The organism is Serratia sp. (in: enterobacteria) (genome assembly GCF_051654945.1).
In the GTDB taxonomy this organism is placed as follows: Bacteria; Pseudomonadota; Gammaproteobacteria; order Enterobacterales; family Enterobacteriaceae; genus Chania.
Genome location: NZ_JBOFZA010000085.1, coordinates 155,259 through 172,372, shown reverse-complemented (window position 1 = coordinate 172,372; position 17,114 = coordinate 155,259). Strand labels below are relative to the sequence as shown.

Genomic DNA, 17,114 nt, shown 5'->3' with positions numbered 1-17,114 from the left:
GCGTTTGCTGGAAAAAACGGCATATCAGTGGTTTTTATGTTGCTCGAACAAGGTAATCAGCCAATCAATCAATACCCTGACGCGTGGTGCGAGGAAACGGCCCGGTGGGTACATGATATAGATCGGCATTGGCGGCGGCGGCGTATCAGCCAGCACTTCCACCAGTTCACCGCTCTCCAGCCAGGGGGCGAGCGTATAACGCGCCGCCTGGATCAGCCCCAAGCCAGCGCGACAGGCACTAGTATAGGCATCGGCTCCGCTGACGCTCAATCTGCTTGGCAGTTCGCGCAGTGACAAATCGCCATTACGGCAAAACTCTAGCGGGTAATTGCGGTTGTTAATCAGCGAGAAATACCCCACCGCCCGATGGTGTTGCAGATCGTCTGGCGACTGCGGGATGCCAAATGCTTGCAGATAGCCAGGAGAGGCGCAGGTGAGCTGTGGCAGCAAGGCTATTCTGCGTGCTACCAGCGTATCGTCTTCGGTCTGCCAGGCGCGCAGCACGCAATCCACGCCTTCGCGTAGCAGATCGACATGCGTGTCGTTGGCCCCCAACGCAATTTCTATCTCTGGATAACGCTGATAGAACTCATCCAGCGCCGGGATGACGATTTCCCGCGCCAGCGAATGGGGCATATCGATCCGCACCTTACCGGCGGGTTGCAGCTTGTGGTGGTTGAACAGCGTATCTGCTTCTTCCAAAGCATCCAGCAGGTGCAGACAGCGTTGGTAGTACAGCGTCCCTTCAGCAGTGACCTGGACCTGGCGAGTGGTGCGCACCAATAATCTGACGCCAAGCCGTTGCTCCAGGCGTTTGAGCACGTTGCTCACCGTGGCGCGAGGCAGTTGCAACCGTTCGGCCGCGCGGCTGAAGCTGCCCAGCTCCACGATCCGGGTAAATATCCGCATTGCCTGAACCTGATCCATTTTGCCGCCCGTATTGTTGGTGATTTATGAACAGTGATGTGCAATCTGCATTATTTATCTTTGTGGCATAAACAACCAGACTTTGTTTCGACATCCATGTTCAACAAGGATCACACAATGCAACAGCGCAAATTAGGTACTAACGGCCCTCTAGTCTCTGCCCTGGGTTTAGGTTGCATGGGGATGAGTGATTTCTACTCCACCGGTCATGATGAGCAGGAAGCGATCGCCACCCTACATCGGGCGTTGGAGTTGGGGGTGACCATGCTGGATACCGCAGATATGTATGGCCCACACACCAACGAACAGCTGGTTGGCAAGGCGATCAAAGGCAAGCGCGACCAGGTGTTTCTGGCCACCAAGTTCGGTATTGTGCGCGATCCGGCGGATCCCACTGCACGGGGCGTGAGCAGTAAACCGGACTATATCCGTCGTTCGGTAGAAGGCAGCTTGCAACGGCTGGGTGTAGAAACCATCGATCTTTACTACCAGCATCGTGTCGACCCTACGGTGCCAATCGAAGAGGTGGTTGGCACCCTGGCGGAACTGATTACCGAGGGTAAGATCCGCCATATCGGCCTGAGTGAAGCCTCTGTAGACACCGTAGAGCGCGCCCATAAGGTGCATCCGATCACCGCGTTGCAGACCGAGTATTCTCTGTGGAGCAGGGATGCCGAGCAGGGGCAACTGGCGGTTTGCCAACGTTTGGGGATTGGTTTTGTGGCTTACAGCCCGCTAGGGCGCGGTTTCCTGACCGGAGCGATCCAGCGTCTCGAGGATTTGGCGGCAGATGATTTCCGCCGTGACAACCCGCGTTTTCAGGGGGAGAACTTCGCCCGCAACCTGGAACTGGTCGCCAAGGTCAGCGAACTGGCCAGGCAAAAAGGCGTTGCTCCGTCGCAGTTGGCGTTGGCCTGGGTGATGGCGCAGGATGAGCATATCGTCCCTATTCCTGGTACCAAGCGTCGGCGTTATCTGGAAGAGAACGTGGCGGCAGCGGAGATTACGCTGACGGAACAGGAACTGGCGGCGATCGAGGCGGTATTCCCGCTGGCTGATGTATCCGGTGCGCGTTATACCCCGGTGGGGATGGAGCTTGTTAACGGCTGATGATGGGGGCAACAGTGAGGAGATTTCCCCCTAACCTGAGTGGTAAGGGGGAATGCAGGTCAGTTATCTTTTCTTCTTCGCATCGCGTGGCTGGCGGGCTACGGTGGCTTTATACACCTTGAAGCGGCCGTTTTGCGCCAATACTTCATGGCTGCCGAAAGTGGCATCCAGAATATCCGGATAAGGCAGGAAGGCGTTGGCGACGATACGCAGTTGGCCACCGATTGGCAGGTGTTTTAACGCCCCACGGATCAGCGTTTCTGCGGCGGTCAGGCTGGTGGCCAGGCCGTCGTGGAACGGTGGGTTGGAGATGATCAGGTCAAAACGGCCAGTAATATCGGAGTAGACGTTACTGACGATCACTTCCCCTTCAATACCGTTGGCAGCCAATGTTGCCCGGCTGGATTCTACGGCAGCGGCGTTGACGTCGCTGAGGGTCAGCTTCATTTTCGGCGACAGCCTGGACAGCACCGAGGCCATCACACCAGCGCCACAACCCACGTCCAGCACTTTGCCTTTCATGTGTTTTTCCAGCGTGGAGAGCAGCAGTGAACTGCCAACGTCCAGGCCGTCACGGCTGAACACGCCCGGTAGCGTCTTCACTTCCAGATCGTGCAACGGGTAGCTTTCCCACCAGTCGGCCAGATCAAACTGGGTCTGTACATCGATGCGGCCATGATACAAGCCACAACGGCGAGCACTGTCGATCTTGGCCAGCGTGGCGTGGCCTTCCAGAGTTTGTTCCGCGCTGCGTACGCCGCTGCGGTTTTCACCGACGACAAAAATTTCTGCGCCAACCGGCAGCAGGGCCAGGATATTGCACAGTTGGAACTGCGCCTCCTGCTTGCTCTTCGGCCAGTAATACACCAGCGTATCGCACTCGGCGACGAACGCAGGATCGACCGTCAGGCCAAACTGGGCATTCTCTCCCATCGTCCGGTTCAGTAACTGCCAGTGATGGTATTGCTGGGTGTGGACACGCACGTCCGCGGCCTCGAATTGGGCCGGCAGGGTATCCTGCACATCGCCGGCAAACAGCACGCGGCGTTCAATAAATTCATCACTGTGGCGCAGCATGACTTCACTGGCGGGGGTTAATGCAGACATCAGTTTTCGGCTCCTCAAGATTTAGCCGTGGATTATAGAGGTTTGTGGCGAGATGTTCGACGCTTTATTGGCGCAGGCCTTGTGGGTTTGTTAGCATAGCGCGGCATAGGGCAGGTCGGGCGCGCAACACACGGGGATTGGCATGGCATCAAAACGCGACTGGTTGTTACAGCAACTGGGGATCACGCAGTGGACATTACGCCGCCCTGGCGCGTTGCAGGGGGAGGTGGCGGTAAGCGTGCCCCCGAACGTACGCTTGCTGGTGGTAGCGCAGGCATTGCCAGACCAGCACGACCCGCTGTTTTGTGACGTGCTGCGCAGCCTGGGGCTGACACCGGCACAAACCTATGGCCTGACACCGGATCAGGTAGCGATGCTGCCGCAAGATACCGAGTGCAACAGTTGGCGGTTGGGCGTCACGGAGCCGCTCGCGGTAGCCGGCGCACAGCTACATAGCCCGGCGCTGGCCGAGCTTTCTCAAGATGCGGGTGCGAAACGCGCACTCTGGCAGCAGATTTGTCACCATGAACAGCATTTCTACCCTGACAGCGGCCGATCTGGCCACAGCCTTCAAGATTGAACAAGCCAGCCACGCATTTCCCTGGACGGAGGCGACACTAGCCAGCAACCAGGGCGAGCGTTACCTTAACCTGAAACTGGAAGCCGATGGGCAGATGGCGGGTTTTGCCATCACCCAGATTGTGCTGGATGAAGCCACGTTGTTTAACATCGCCATCCATCCTGACTGGCAGCGCCGGGGGTTTGGCCGTACGCTGCTGACTGCCGTGATCGAGCAGTTGGAAACGCGCGGTGTTGTCACTTTATGGCTGGAAGTTCGTGCTTCAAATAGCGGTGCGATAGCCCTCTACGAAGACCTTGGCTTCAACGAGGTCACGGTACGCCGTAACTATTACCCCGCAGCCAATGGCCGCGAAGATGCCATCGTAATGGCGCTACCGCTGGGGTAATGGTCCATCGTCTCTGAATTGCAGCGGGTTCGTTGCGATCGTCAATCAGAAACAACTCTTGTATTGTTTTTATCAAAATTAACAACCCTAAAGCTGTTTTTTACGATATTTACAACCTTGGTGTTGTTTTCTGTCGTGATAACAACCCTAAAGTTGTTTTTATCGTCATGTGCCACTACTCTGTTGTTAATTTGAACAATTGCAAACGCAGCGTTATGTTTATCGTGTTGGCAAGAGCAAATTTGCCAGGAGCATTGATCTGCCACCCATTGGCCGCTGGGGATATCCCTGACTGGGCGTTAGCATCTCGCGGAGAATTAGTGCCTGTTCAGCTAGATATCGCTGCCGATAGGCGAAAATTCTCGCTTGCAGGGGTTCAGATGAAGTTTTCTTCACTGCGCGATAATGGGCGTTTTGCGATTTCAGCCAACGTGGGAGCGGATAGTTGGATCATCAAGACACCTTCTATCATCCATCCTTACGTGCCTGCGAATGAGTACACGACGATGAGATTGGCCGAGGCAATTGGGGTCACAATTCCAGACATTGAGCTAGTACCGTTGAATCAACTGGATCATTTGCCGGATATTCAACTAGCGGATGAAGCTTATGCCTATGCCATCCGTCGTTTCGACCGCAGCGAGAGAGGCAGGGTACATGCAGAGGATTTTGCACAAGTCTTTGGGGTTTACGCCCATGAGAAATATATCGGGAAAAATTACGATCAAATCGCCGTTTATCTTGATACATTGAGCAGCGAACCCTTGGCAGATGTCCAGCAAATGGCGCGTCGGCTGCTGGCGAATATTCTGTTGGCAAATGGTGACGCCCATCTTAAAAATTGGTCCGTGATTTACCCGGATCAGCGCAATGCTCGTCTTTCTCCTGCCTATGACATAGTCACTACGTTGGCCTACATCCCTGGGGAAACTGCCGCCGCGTTGAATATGGCAAAGCAGAAGCTGTGGGCGGCAATGACGTTGCAAACGTTTGAACTTTGGGCTGAACGTATTGATGTGCCCTGGTCTGCAATTCGAGTGCACTTACTGGATGCGTTGGAAAAAGCACGCGATCTTTGGCCTGCAATGTTGGCTGAGTTGCCGATGGCGGACAAGCATAAGGCGATACTGCGGCAGCACTGGGCAACTCTTGGTGAGGATTTCCGCATCCCATAACGCCAATTATCTTGTACCGAAGAAACCATTGATTGTCACCGGTTGGCAAATCAGCGAAAATACTCGGCTACTATCTTTTTATTACCGCTTTGCCTGGCGCCACGATCGGCGCGTTGTGATGATGAGCAGGGCGGACTAACCATAGAAACGTGAAAAACATGTCTCCTAGTGAATTCGCCCGCGAAGTTGCGAAAAGAAGAACTTTCGCCATTATCTCGCACCCCGATGCGGGTAAAACCACCATCACCGAGAAGGTGCTGCTATTCGGACACGCCATCCAGACCGCCGGTACGGTAAAAGGCCGTGGCTCTAACCAGCACGCCAAATCCGACTGGATGGAAATGGAAAAACAGCGTGGTATCTCGATCACCACCTCGGTGATGCAGTTCCCGTATCGCGAGTGTCTGGTTAACCTGCTGGATACCCCGGGGCACGAAGACTTCTCCGAAGATACCTACCGTACTCTGACGGCGGTGGACTGCTGTCTGATGGTGATCGACGCCGCCAAAGGCGTTGAAGATCGTACCCGTAAGCTGATGGAAGTTACCCGCCTGCGTGATACGCCGATCCTGACCTTTATGAACAAACTCGACCGCGATATCCGCGATCCGATGGAAGTGATGGATGAAGTTGAGCGCGAACTGAAAATCGCCTGCTCGCCAATCACCTGGCCGATCGGCTGCGGCAAGCTGTTCAAAGGGGTTTACCATCTCTATAAAGATGAAACCTATCTGTACCAGACCGGTAAAGGCCACACCATTCAGGAAGTGCGCATCGTTAAAGGGTTGAACAACCCGGATCTGGATGCTGCCGTAGGTGAAGATCTGGCCGCCCAGTTGCGTGATGAACTGGAGCTGGTGCAAGGGGCTTCCCATGAGTTTGAGCAGGAAGCCTTCCTGGCGGGCGAACTGACCCCGGTGTTCTTCGGTACCGCTCTGGGTAACTTCGGCGTTGACCATATGCTTGATGGGCTGGTGGCCTGGGCGCCTGCGCCAATGCCGCGTAAAACCGATACCCGTGAAGTGGTTGCCGCAGAAGAGAAATTTACCGGCTTTGTGTTCAAGATCCAGGCCAACATGGATCCTAAACACCGTGACCGCGTGGCGTTTATGCGCGTGGTGTCTGGCCGCTATGAGAAAGGCATGAAGCTGCGCCAGGTCCGTACCGGCAAAGACGTGGTGATCTCTGATGCACTGACCTTTATGGCCGGTGACCGCTCGCACGTTGAAGAAGCCTACCCTGGCGACATCATTGGTTTACATAACCACGGCACCATTCAGATTGGCGATACCTTCACCCAGGGTGAGGATATGAAGTTCACCGGTATTCCGAACTTTGCGCCAGAGCTGTTCCGTCGTATCCGTCTGCGCGATCCGCTGAAGCAGAAACAACTGCTGAAAGGGCTGGTCCAGCTTTCGGAAGAGGGCGCGGTACAGGTGTTCCGGCCGATTGCCAACAACGACCTGATCGTGGGTGCGGTGGGCGTGCTGCAGTTCGACGTGGTAGTTGCCCGCCTGAAAAGCGAATACAACGTGGAAGCGCTGTATGAGTCAGTCAACGTCTCCACTGCCCGCTGGGTCGAGTGTGACGATGTGAAGAAATTCGAAGAGTTCAAGCGTAAGAGCGAGCTGAACCTGGCGCTGGACGGCGGCAACAACCTGTCGTATATCGCGCCAACCATGGTTAACCTCAACCTGACGCAGGAACGCTACCCTGAAGTGGTGTTCCGCAAAACCCGCGAGCACTAATCACGTCAACAGGGCCCCTCACCCTAACCCTCTCCCACAGGGAGAGGGGACCGAATGTGCTACACATTAACTCCTGCATCTGACCGAAACTCTGGACTAGCCCCCTCTCCCTCAAACAAATGCTCATGGCGTTCCCAGTCTGTACCGCGGGAGAGGGCTGGGGTGAGAGGATCTGGCTAATCTCTCCTAACGGATGAGCGGAAAATGCCGCTCATCCTGCTAATTATTAAACCCCCCTCACTAATCCTTTGGCTCGAACCGAACAACATTTTTCGCGATCTGACGGCAAATTTTCTCTGATGGTCTATATTTATCAGGGTGCATCGCGACATCTGAGCGTAAAACACTGTTGTAGGCACATAATTTAGAGAGTTATTCGGTAGTGTTGCCGATCGGAGACAGTCCTATCTTAGCAATATCAATAAGATAGTGATGAGGATCCCAAATTGGTCACTGAATGTCTCCAATAGACGACAGTTTTAAGCTTAATTGTTACTCGATTGTTTTGTTGTTGTTGATTTTTAACGTTGTTTTTAACTTGGCACGGGCATTGCAGAGTATTAATCGTAACGTTAATCGTAGTGCAATAGTCCGGTCGTGAACGTTGATTGTATAGATTTCGTGAAGTATTCATTTGAGTTAGCCGCACTCTAGCGGCACAAGAGCCCACCAGCAGTTTGGGGTTCTACAACAAGAAGGAAGAGATCGATGAAAAATACCAAGTTTGCACATTCGCTGATGGCAGTCGTTTTGGGTTCGGTATTGGTTAGTGGTTCGGCCCTGGCTGAAGAGACCATGATGAACAAAGCATCCGGCGTCGTTGATAGTACTGGTGCCAAAATCGATAGCTCCATGAAAAAAGTCGACAACTACATGGATGACAGCGCCATAACGGCTAAAGTTAAAAGTGCGCTGGTTGACGAGAAAGCCATCAAAAGTACCGACATCTCGGTGAAAACCGAAAAAGGTGTGGTTATGCTGAGCGGTTTTGTCGCCACACAGGCTCAGGCCGAGCAAGCGGTTGAAGTCGCAGGCCGAGTTGAAGGGGTTAAATCCGTCAGCGACAAACTGCACGTGAAAGATGAGGCGACCCAATCGGTGAAATCTTATGCCGGTGACACCGCCACAACCAGCGAGCTGAAAGCCAAACTGTTGGCCGATGACATCGTACCTTCACGCAACGTGAAAGTGGAAACCACCGATGGTGTGGTGCAGCTTTCCGGTGAGGTGAAAACCCAGGCGCAGTCTGACCGTGCCGAGAGTATTGCCAAAGCCATTGATGGCGTGAAAAGCGTCAAGAACGATCTGGCAGTTAAACCGTAATCGTCAGTAACAGCAAGCTACGACTCCCAGGCCAAGGCCTGGGAGGTATCACCAGAAAGAGAATAAACCGCAGTTTTATGCCGCACCCAACCAGGGGCGAGCCGAACGCGAAATTTTTTATCATCTTGGTAAGGAGAGGCTTATGTTTCGATGGGGCATTATATTTTTAGTTATTGCATTGATCGCCGCAGCACTGGGTTTTGGTTCGTTGGCAGGTACTGCTGCCTGGGCCGCCAAAATAGTCTTCGTAGTGGGGATCATTCTGTTCCTGGTCAGCCTGTTTACCGGCCGTCGGCGCCCTTAGCATTTTTAAACTGTAACAAAGCTTAATTCCTTTCCTCAACGCCAGGAGGCAGGTCATGAACAGCGACATCATTGTTGGCCGTTGGAAACAGCTGAAAGGCCAGGTATGGCAGGCATGGGCGGAGTTTTCCGGCAATGACGGCCTGTGGCTGGCAGGGAGCAATGACTGCCTCTCTGGCGTATTACAAGAAGATTACGGAAGAGAGCAAGAAGAGGTATCCTCGGGAAAACGGCCACATTGAGGATACGGGGTTGGGATACAGAATACCCATCACGCTCGGCAATATTGAACCCCTGGCGTATAAACCATACCGGCCCGGTAAAATGGCGCTGGTGTGCGAGGGCGGCGGACAGCGCGGTATCTTTACCGCAGGCGTGCTGGATGAATTCCAGCGTGCCCGCTTTAACCCTTTTGATCTGATGATCGGCACCTCTGCCGGAGCGCAGAACCTCTCGGCCTTTATTTGCGGCCAGATGGGCTACGCGCGGCGGGTGATCACCCGCTACACCACCTCTGCCAATTTCTTTAACCCGCTGCGCTTTGTGCGCGGGGGACATCTTATCGATCTCGATTGGTTACTGGATATCACTTCACAACAGCTGCCGCTGGCCTTTGACGTAGCGGAACAGCAGTTGGGCAATGGCCGTGAATTTTTGATGTGTGCCTGCCGCAGCGATGACTTTGCACCGGTTTATCTGCCTGCTGCACGGGATAATTGGTTACCGGCCATCAAGGCTTCCAGTGCCATTCCTGGCTTTTACCGCATGGGCGTAGAGCTTGACGGCATCAGCTATCAGGACGGCGGCATCAGCGATGCCATCCCGGTGGAAGAGGCCTATCGCCGTGGGGCGGATACCATCGTGGTGATCCGCACCGTGCCTTCACAGATGGTCTACACGCCAAAGTGGATGAAGCGCATGGAACACTGGTTGGGTGAAAGCAGCCTGCAACAAATGGTGCGGGTGTTGCAGCACCATGAGCAGAGTTATTTGCGCATCCAGCAATTTATTGAAAAGCCGCCTGGCAAACTGCGCATCTTTGAGATATTCCCGCCTAAGCCGCTGGCGAGTAACGCACTCGGCAGCCGTTTGCCTGCGCTGAATCGCGATTATCATCTGGGGCGTCGCTGTGGGCGCTATTTCCTGGCGACAGTTGGCCACTGGCTGCTGGAGCAGGAAAAAATGGATGGTATGCAGGTGAAAAAATCACTCTCGCGTCGTCTGATCCAGCCGGAGAATGTGCGGATGCCTTCGCCGATTATCACCGATGTGGTCAACCCATTGAGCCATATCGTGCAGCCTGACACACCGCGAAACACGCCAAAAATCATCCTGCCAGGTGAGATCCCTCCGGGTGACGGAGAGGCGCTGTGAGTTACGCCTTTACCGATACCCATTGCCACTTTGATTTCCCTCCTTTTAGCGGTGATGAGGCTGAAAGTCTGACACTGGCTGCCCAAGCCGGGGTGCAGCAAATTATTGTGCCCGCGGTAACCGCCGATCGCTTTGTGCGTATTCTCAAACTGGCGCGTGAACATACTCCGCTGTTTGCCGCGCTGGGGCTGCACCCGCTGTATATTGCCCAGCACCATGATGAACAGTTGGCGCAACTGACCGCTTTCCTGGCCAGCAGGCCGCCGAAACTGGTGGCGGTGGGGGAGATTGGTTTGGATCTGTATATGGATGAGCCGCAGTTTGAGCGCCAGCAGGCGCTGCTCAAGGCGCAGCTTAAGCTGGCAAGGCAGTATGATCTGCCGGTGATCCTACATTCCCGCCGCAGCCACGATCAGTTGGCCGCCGCATTACGCCGTAACGAGGTGCCGCGCCGTGGCGTAGTGCACGGCTTTGCGGGTAGCCTGGCTCAGGCGCAGGCCTTTATACGTCTGGGTTATTACATTGGCGTGGGGGGAACGATCAGCTACGAGCGGGCGCAGAAGACTCGTCAGGTGATGGCGCAACTGCCGTTGACTGCGCTATTGCTGGAAACCGATGCGCCGGACATGCCATTGGCAGGTTATCAAGGGCAGCCAAATCGGCCAGAACGGGCTGCAGAGGTGTTTCAGATACTTTGCCAGCTGCGGCCTGAACCTGCCGATGAAATTGCCGCGCAGCTTCAACAAAATACCCAATCTCTGTTTGCAGTCCCGCCACCCTTCTCGGATTTAATGTGATTTAAATCACATTAATGGGTTTTAAGTTGCGTTCAGTTGTATATATTTGTGACATGCAACGAGTCTCATCTCACCTCGCTCAGTATAATTGCGTCCCATTATCGCCCTTGGACAACCCGCCTTATCCAGCCGGCCGGGGGCATTTCTTTTCTGCAACAGGGACATACTCGTATGCAACTCTTCATGAGCCTGGTCGGTATGGTGGTGTTGATCGCCATTGCTGTGCTGCTTTCCAGCAACCGACGCGCTATTAAACTGCGTACCGTACTCGGCGCGTTTATCATCCAGATTGGCATTGGCGCGCTGGTGCTGTATGTCCCGGTAGGGCGGCGTATTCTTGGCGGCATGTCGGAAGGGGTCGCCAACGTTATCGCCTATGGTAATGAAGGTATCTCGTTCATCTTTGGCGGTCTGGTTTCCGACAAGATGTTTGAAGTGTTCGGCGGCGGCGGCTTTGTCTTCGCACTGCGCGTGCTGCCGGTGATCGTGTTTTTCTCCTCACTGATTGCGGTGCTCTACTATCTGGGCATCATGCAGATCGTGATCAAGATCCTCGGTGGCGGTTTGCAGAAACTGTTGGGCACCTCGCGTACAGAATCCATGTCGGCCACGGCCAATATTTTTGTTGGTCAGACCGAAGCGCCGCTGGTGGTGCGTCCTTATATCGCCACCATGACCCAGTCTGAACTGTTTGCCGTGATGTGCGGGGGCCTGGCTTCGGTCGCCGGTTCCGTGCTGGCGGGCTACGCTCAGATGGGTGTGCCGTTGGAATACTTGATTGCCGCTTCCTTTATGGCCGCGCCGGGCGGGCTGTTGTTCGCCAAGCTGATGGTGCCGGAAACCGAGAATACCCAGGACCGAGCCGATGCGATGAAGCTCATCGCCGAGGAAGATCGTCCGGCCAACGTCATCGATGCCGCCGCTTCCGGCGCTGCATCCGGTATGCAATTGGCGTTAAATGTCGGGGCGATGCTGTTGGCCTTTATCGCGCTAATCGCGCTGCTGAACGGCATTCTTGGCGGTATTGGTGGCTGGTTCGATTACCCGCAACTGTCGCTGGAACTGATCCTGGGTTGGGTGTTCTCACCAATTGCCTTCCTGATCGGTGTGCCTTGGAGTGAAGCGATGGTGGCCGGTTCGTTTATCGGCCAGAAGGTGATCGTTAACGAATTTGTCGCCTACATGAACTTTGGTGCTTACCTGCGTCCTGATGATGTGGTGGCCGCTGAAGGGCTACAGGTGCTGTCACAACACACCAAGGCAATCATCTCCTTTGCGCTGTGCGGATTTGCCAACCTGTCTTCCGTGGCGATCCTGCTGGGCGGGCTGGGTAGCATGGCACCAAACCGCCGTCACGACATTGCCCGTTTCGGTTTGAAAGCGGTGACCGCCGGTACCTTGTCCAACCTGATGAGCGCCACCATCGCCGGCTTCTTCCTGGCGTTGTAAGCTATACTTGGCACCAACAATCAGGCTTTTAAAGTGCCTTGGCACTGATGCTGAATTCGTAGGGGCGCTGCATGCTGCGCCCGCTACTTTTTGAGTCTGGTTGCCTGCAAAACGGGCATTCGCCTGATGACTTCCGTCTCTTTAGTGATTATGTGAACAATATCGCGTTATTTTGTGATGATCTTCACATATAATTCAGTCCTGTTACAGTGCTATCGTGTGTAGTGTGAATCAGAACACAAATATGCCAGACTGACCGTGTTCAAATAGGTTCGTCGGCTATTCAATATCGAAGGGCTATGTGCGGTGAGAAGGATCTCAGTTGCTGGCGTGGGAACATCATCCTGCGCGCTATCTTCAAGGAACCAAGTCCGCTCGCCAACATCAGATTGCTCAGTTGGAGAGTTTTATGACCGAATTAACCGCAGCAGCGCAACGCGCGCTGAACCTGATGGATTTAACCACGCTGAACGAAGATGACACCGACGAGAAAGTGATCGCGTTGTGTCGTCAGGCGAACAGCCCGGCAGGCCATACTGCCGCCATCTGTATCTATCCGCGTTTTATCCCGATTGCCCGCAAAACGCTGCGTGAGCAGGGCACGCCGGATATTCGTATCGCCACCGTCACCAACTTCCCACATGGCAATGATGATATCGACATCGCCGTGGCGGAAACCCGTGCGGCCATCGCCTACGGTGCCGATGAAGTTGACGTGGTCTTCCCTTACCGTGCATTGATGGCCGGTAACGAAAGCGTGGGTTTTGAGCTGGTCAAACAGTGCAAGCAGGCCTGTGCCGCTGCCAACGTGCTGCTGAAAGTGATCATCGAAACCGGTGAGCTGAAGCAGGCGGAACTGATCCGTAAAGCCTCCGAGATCTCCATCAAGGCCGGGGCTGACTTTATCAAAACGTCTACTGGCAAGGTGCCGGTCAACGCCACGCTGGAAAGCGCTGAGCTGATGATGACCGTGATCCGCGATATGGGCGTCGGCAAAACCGTTGGCTTCAAGCCAGCCGGTGGTGTGCGTACCGCAGAAGATGCTCAACAGTATCTGCAACTGGCTGAACGTCTGCTGGGGGAAGGCTGGGCCGATGCTCGCCACTTCCGCTTTGGCGCGTCAAGCCTGTTGGCCAGCCTGCTGACTACGCTGGGGCATAGCACCCAAGCGGCGGGCAACGGTTACTGATTTTCTCTCACGTCTGGTTGCGTTGGGCCTGCCAAGCGGCCCCGTTAACGCGGCGCACAGACGTATCGAATCACGATTTATCCAAAACAGGGGGCTACTTTGTTCCTGGCACAAGAAATTATCCGTAAAAAACGTGACGGGCAACCGTTGAGCGAAGCCGAAATCCGCTTCTTCATTAATGGCATTCGTGACAACGTGGTGTCGGAAGGGCAGATTGCCGCGCTGGCGATGACCATCTATTTCCACGACATGACCATGCCAGAGCGCGTAGCGCTGACCATGGCAATGCGTGATTCCGGCACGGTGCTGGACTGGAAAAGCCTGTCACTGAACGGCCCGATTGTCGATAAACACTCCACCGGCGGCGTGGGTGACGTTACTTCGCTGATGCTTGGCCCGATGGTGGCAGCCTGTGGCGGCTATGTGCCGATGATCTCAGGCCGTGGCCTGGGCCACACCGGTGGTACGTTGGACAAGCTGGAAGCGATCCCTGGTTTTGATATCTTCCCAGACGACAACGCATTCCGTAAAATTATCAAAGAGGTGGGCGTAGCGATTATCGGCCAGACCAGCTCACTGGCTCCGGCGGACAAGCGTTTTTATGCCACGCGCGATATCACCGCGACCGTCGACTCCATCCCGCTGATCACCGGCTCTATACTGGCGAAGAAACTGGCCGAAGGGCTGGATGCGCTGGTTATGGACGTGAAAGTCGGTAGCGGTGCCTTTATGCCGACTTACCAGCTTTCTGCCGATCTGGCACAGGCGATCGTGGGCGTGGCCAACGGTGCTGGTTGCAAAACTACCGCGCTGCTGACCGATATGAACCAGGTGCTGGCTTCCAGCGCGGGTAATGCGGTCGAAGTGCGCGAAGCGGTACGTTTCCTGACTGGCGAATATCGCAATCCGCGTCTGCTGGAAGTGACCATGGCGCTGAGCGTGGAAATGTTGCTGTCCGGCGGCCTGGCTACCGATGATGCTGATGCGCGTGCCAAACTGCAAACGGTGCTGGATAACGGTAAAGCGGCGGAAATCTTTGGCCGCATGGTTGCAGCACAGAAAGGCCCAAGCGACTTTATGGAGCGTTATGACAGCTATCTGCCAGCCGCGACGCTAACCAAGCCGGTTTATGCCGAAAAACCAGGTATCATTACTGCCATGGATACCCGTGCACTGGGTATGGCGGTGGTGTCACTGGGTGGTGGCCGTCGTCGTGCGACCGACAGCATTGACTACAGCGTTGGTCTGACCGACATGGCTCGTCTGGGCGACACTGTCGATACCCAGCGCCCGTTGGCGATGATCCATGCCAACGACGAAGAAAGCTGGCAGCAGGCGGCAGATGCGGTACGTGAAGCGATGACCTTGGGCGATAAAGCGCCAGAAGTCACGCCGGTGGTGTACAAACGCATCACGCAATAACCTCTGTCTACAGAATCAGGAGTGGCAGCGGCCTTTTCGCTGCCGACCTCAGCGTGAATACGCAGGAGAGTATGATGAAACGTACATTTATTATGGTATTAGACTCATTCGGCATTGGCGCGAGTGAAGATGCCAAAAGCTTTGGTGATGAAGGTTCGGATACGCTTGGCCATATTGCTGCTGCCTGCGCGCGCGGCGAAGCCAACGTGGGCCGTAGCGGTCCGCTGACCCTGCCAAACCTGAGCCGTCTGGGCCTGGGCAAAGCGGCGGAAGAATCCACCGGCAAGTTCCCGCAAGGGCTGGATAAAGACGCTGAAATCATCGGGGCTTATGGCCATGCCAGCGAGCTTTCCTCCGGTAAAGATACCCCGTCAGGCCACTGGGAAATTGCCGGTGTGCCGGTATTGTTCGACTGGGGCTACTTCTCGGACGAGCACAACAGCTTCCCGCAGGAACTGCTGGATAAGCTGGTAGCGCGTGCCAACCTGCCGGGTTACCTTGGTAACTGCCACTCCTCCGGTACTGTGATCCTGGATCAACTGGGCGAAGAGCACATGAAGACCGGCAAGCCGATTTTCTACACCTCTGCGGATTCGGTATTCCAGATCGCCTGTCACGAAGAGACTTTCGGCCTGGATCGTCTGTACGAGCTGTGTGAGATCGCACGTGAAGAACTGACCGAAGGCGGCTACAACATCGGCCGTGTGATTGCCCGTCCGTTCCTGGGTAACAAGCCTGGTGAGTTCCAACGTACCGGCAACCGTCACGACCTGGCCGTTGAGCCACCGGCTCCTACCGTGCTGAAAAAGCTGGTGGATGAGAAGGGGGGTGAAGTGGTTTCCATCGGTAAGATTGCCGATATCTATGCCAACGTCGGTATCACCCAGAAGGTGAAAGCCACCGGGATCGACGCGCTGTTCGACGCCACCCTGGTCGAGATGGAAAAAGCCGGTGACAACACCATCGTGTTCACCAACTTCGTTGATTTCGACTCTTCTTACGGCCACCGCCGTGACGTGGCAGGTTATGCCGCTGCGCTGGAGTTGTTCGACCGCCGTCTGCCAGAGCTGCTGAAGCTGGTGAAAGGGGATGACATCATCATCTTCACCGCTGACCACGGCTGTGACCCAACCTGGCCTGGCACCGACCACACCCGCGAGCATATCCCGGTCCTGGTCTATGGCCCGAAAGTCAAACCAGGTTCGCTGGGGCATCGTGAAACCTTCGCCGACATCGGCCAGACCGTCGCCAGCTATTTTGGCCTGTCGCCGATGGATTACGGCAAATCCATGCTTTAATACGCCTTTTAATGACGCTGGCCTGCACGCCAGCGTCTTTTTTTACCTGAATTGAGGGAAGTGATTATGGCTACGCCACATATTAATGCTGAGATGGGTGATTTCGCTGATGTCGTTCTGATGCCAGGGGATCCGCTGCGGGCAAAATTCATCGCAGAGACCTTCCTGGAAGGCGCGGTAGAAGTGAACAACGTGCGTGGCATGTTGGGTTTCACCGGTACCTATAAAGGTCGTAAAATCTCGGTGATGGGCCATGGTATGGGGATCCCATCCTGCTCCATCTATGCGCGTGAACTGATTGCCGAGTTCGGCGTGAAGAAAATCATCCGTGTCGGTTCTTGTGGCGCGGTGCGTGACGACGTCAAATTGCGTGACGTGGTGATCGGTATGGGCGCTTGCACCGATTCTCAGGTTAACCGCATGCGTTTCAAAGGCCACGACTACGCGGCGATTGCGGATTTTGACATGGTGCGTAACGCGGTAGACGCTGCGGCAGCGCAGGGCATCCCGGCGCGCGTAGGTAACATCTTCTCCGCCGACCTGTTCTACACGCCAGATCCAGATATGTTCCAGGTGATGAAGAAGTACGGCATCCTGGGCGTAGAGATGGAAGCGGCAGGCATCTACGGCGTGGCCGCAGAGCTGTATGAAGAGTTCGGTTGCACGGCGTTGACCATCTGCACCGTTTCCGACCATATCCTGCGTCACGAGCAGACCACCGCTGCCGAGCGTCAGACCACCTTTAACGAGATGATCGTTATCGCGCTGGAATCTGTCCTGCTGGGCGACAAAGCGTAATAACCTCGCGGGCGCAGCATGCTGCGCCCCCTATTTATCTATTCACTCTGACAGCCATCTGCCTCGCCAATCCTTTACCTTTCCGTTAATTAGCGCTAATACTCTATTCATTACTCTATTCACGGA

Annotated in this window: 17 protein-coding genes; 15 read left to right on the top strand and 2 right to left on the bottom strand. The window is 55.0% G+C overall.

Annotation, left to right across the window (positions count from 1 at the left end):
• Nucleotides 1-24: 24 nt before the first annotated feature.
• On the bottom strand, nt 25-927 hold the full coding sequence (locus ACRDCA_RS20135; RefSeq protein WP_438691130.1) for a LysR family transcriptional regulator: 903 nt from the start codon (nt 925-927) through the stop codon (nt 25-27).
• Between the two features lie 117 nt (nt 928-1,044).
• Here ACRDCA_RS20135 and ACRDCA_RS20130 point away from each other — a divergent pair, with 117 nt between their 5' ends.
• Nucleotides 1,045-2,037: an aldo/keto reductase gene (locus ACRDCA_RS20130; RefSeq protein ID WP_438691129.1), complete on the top strand. Its 993-nt coding sequence runs from the start codon at nt 1,045-1,047 to the stop codon at nt 2,035-2,037.
• A gap of 63 nt (nt 2,038-2,100) precedes the next feature.
• Here the strand turns inward: ACRDCA_RS20130 and rsmC are convergent, their stop codons facing one another.
• On the bottom strand, nt 2,101-3,144 hold the full coding sequence (gene rsmC / locus ACRDCA_RS20125; RefSeq protein WP_438691128.1) for a 16S rRNA (guanine(1207)-N(2))-methyltransferase RsmC: 1,044 nt from the start codon (nt 3,142-3,144) through the stop codon (nt 2,101-2,103).
• Nucleotides 3,145-3,286: 142 nt separating this feature from the next.
• Between rsmC and ACRDCA_RS20120 the strand changes: the two genes are divergently transcribed.
• The 14 genes from ACRDCA_RS20120 to deoD all read left to right on the top strand — a co-directional run bounded on the left by ACRDCA_RS20120 (nt 3,287) and on the right by deoD (nt 16,988).
• On the top strand, nt 3,287-3,724 hold the full coding sequence (locus tag ACRDCA_RS20120; RefSeq protein WP_438691127.1) for a DNA polymerase III subunit psi: 438 nt from the start codon (nt 3,287-3,289) through the stop codon (nt 3,722-3,724).
• Nucleotides 3,669-4,112, top strand: a complete 444-nt coding sequence (gene rimI / locus ACRDCA_RS20115) for a ribosomal protein S18-alanine N-acetyltransferase (protein WP_438691126.1) — start codon at nt 3,669-3,671, stop codon at nt 4,110-4,112. The genes ACRDCA_RS20120 and rimI overlap by 56 nt, the downstream gene beginning before the upstream one ends.
• A 32-nt stretch (nt 4,113-4,144) precedes the next feature.
• A complete protein-coding gene (locus tag ACRDCA_RS20110; protein WP_438691125.1) occupies nt 4,145-5,287 on the top strand; it encodes a type II toxin-antitoxin system HipA family toxin in 1,143 nt (380 codons plus the stop codon).
• A 158-nt stretch (nt 5,288-5,445) separates the two neighbouring features.
• A complete protein-coding gene (gene prfC, locus ACRDCA_RS20105; RefSeq protein ID WP_438691124.1) occupies nt 5,446-7,035 on the top strand; it encodes a peptide chain release factor 3 in 1,590 nt (529 codons plus the stop codon).
• 708 nt (nt 7,036-7,743) lie between these two features.
• A complete protein-coding gene (gene osmY, locus ACRDCA_RS20100; RefSeq protein WP_438691123.1) occupies nt 7,744-8,358 on the top strand; it encodes a molecular chaperone OsmY in 615 nt (204 codons plus the stop codon).
• A 142-nt stretch (nt 8,359-8,500) separates the two neighbouring features.
• Nucleotides 8,501-8,662 carry a DUF1328 domain-containing protein gene (locus ACRDCA_RS20095; protein WP_004857650.1) on the top strand — a complete coding sequence of 54 codons (162 nt, stop codon included), beginning with the start codon at nt 8,501-8,503 and terminating at the stop codon, nt 8,660-8,662.
• A 55-nt stretch (nt 8,663-8,717) separates the two neighbouring features.
• The gene (locus ACRDCA_RS20090; RefSeq protein WP_024485503.1) at nt 8,718-8,903 is read left to right on the top strand and encodes a CsbD family protein; all 186 of its coding nucleotides are present in this window, start codon (nt 8,718-8,720) and stop codon (nt 8,901-8,903) included.
• A gap of 10 nt (nt 8,904-8,913) precedes the next feature.
• Nucleotides 8,914-10,035: a patatin-like phospholipase family protein gene (locus ACRDCA_RS20085; protein WP_438691122.1), complete on the top strand. Its 1,122-nt coding sequence runs from the start codon at nt 8,914-8,916 to the stop codon at nt 10,033-10,035.
• On the top strand, nt 10,032-10,832 hold the full coding sequence (locus tag ACRDCA_RS20080) for a TatD family hydrolase (protein WP_438691121.1): 801 nt from the start codon (nt 10,032-10,034) through the stop codon (nt 10,830-10,832). The genes ACRDCA_RS20085 and ACRDCA_RS20080 overlap by 4 nt, the downstream gene beginning before the upstream one ends.
• A 183-nt stretch (nt 10,833-11,015) precedes the next feature.
• Nucleotides 11,016-12,281, top strand: coding sequence for a NupC/NupG family nucleoside CNT transporter (locus ACRDCA_RS20075; RefSeq protein WP_438691147.1), 1,266 nt, complete (start codon nt 11,016-11,018; stop codon nt 12,279-12,281).
• A 409-nt stretch (nt 12,282-12,690) separates the two neighbouring features.
• Nucleotides 12,691-13,470, top strand: coding sequence for a deoxyribose-phosphate aldolase (gene deoC / locus ACRDCA_RS20070; RefSeq protein WP_438691120.1), 780 nt, complete (start codon nt 12,691-12,693; stop codon nt 13,468-13,470).
• 99 nt (nt 13,471-13,569) lie between these two features.
• Complete coding sequence (deoA, locus tag ACRDCA_RS20065) at nt 13,570-14,892, top strand: thymidine phosphorylase (RefSeq protein WP_438691119.1); 1,323 nt, start codon at nt 13,570-13,572, stop codon at nt 14,890-14,892.
• Between the two features lie 74 nt (nt 14,893-14,966).
• On the top strand, nt 14,967-16,190 hold the full coding sequence (gene deoB / locus ACRDCA_RS20060; RefSeq protein WP_438691146.1) for a phosphopentomutase: 1,224 nt from the start codon (nt 14,967-14,969) through the stop codon (nt 16,188-16,190).
• Between the two features lie 66 nt (nt 16,191-16,256).
• On the top strand, nt 16,257-16,988 hold the full coding sequence (deoD, locus tag ACRDCA_RS20055) for a purine-nucleoside phosphorylase (protein WP_025120414.1): 732 nt from the start codon (nt 16,257-16,259) through the stop codon (nt 16,986-16,988).
• The last annotated feature ends 126 nt before the right edge of the window (nt 16,989-17,114 follow it).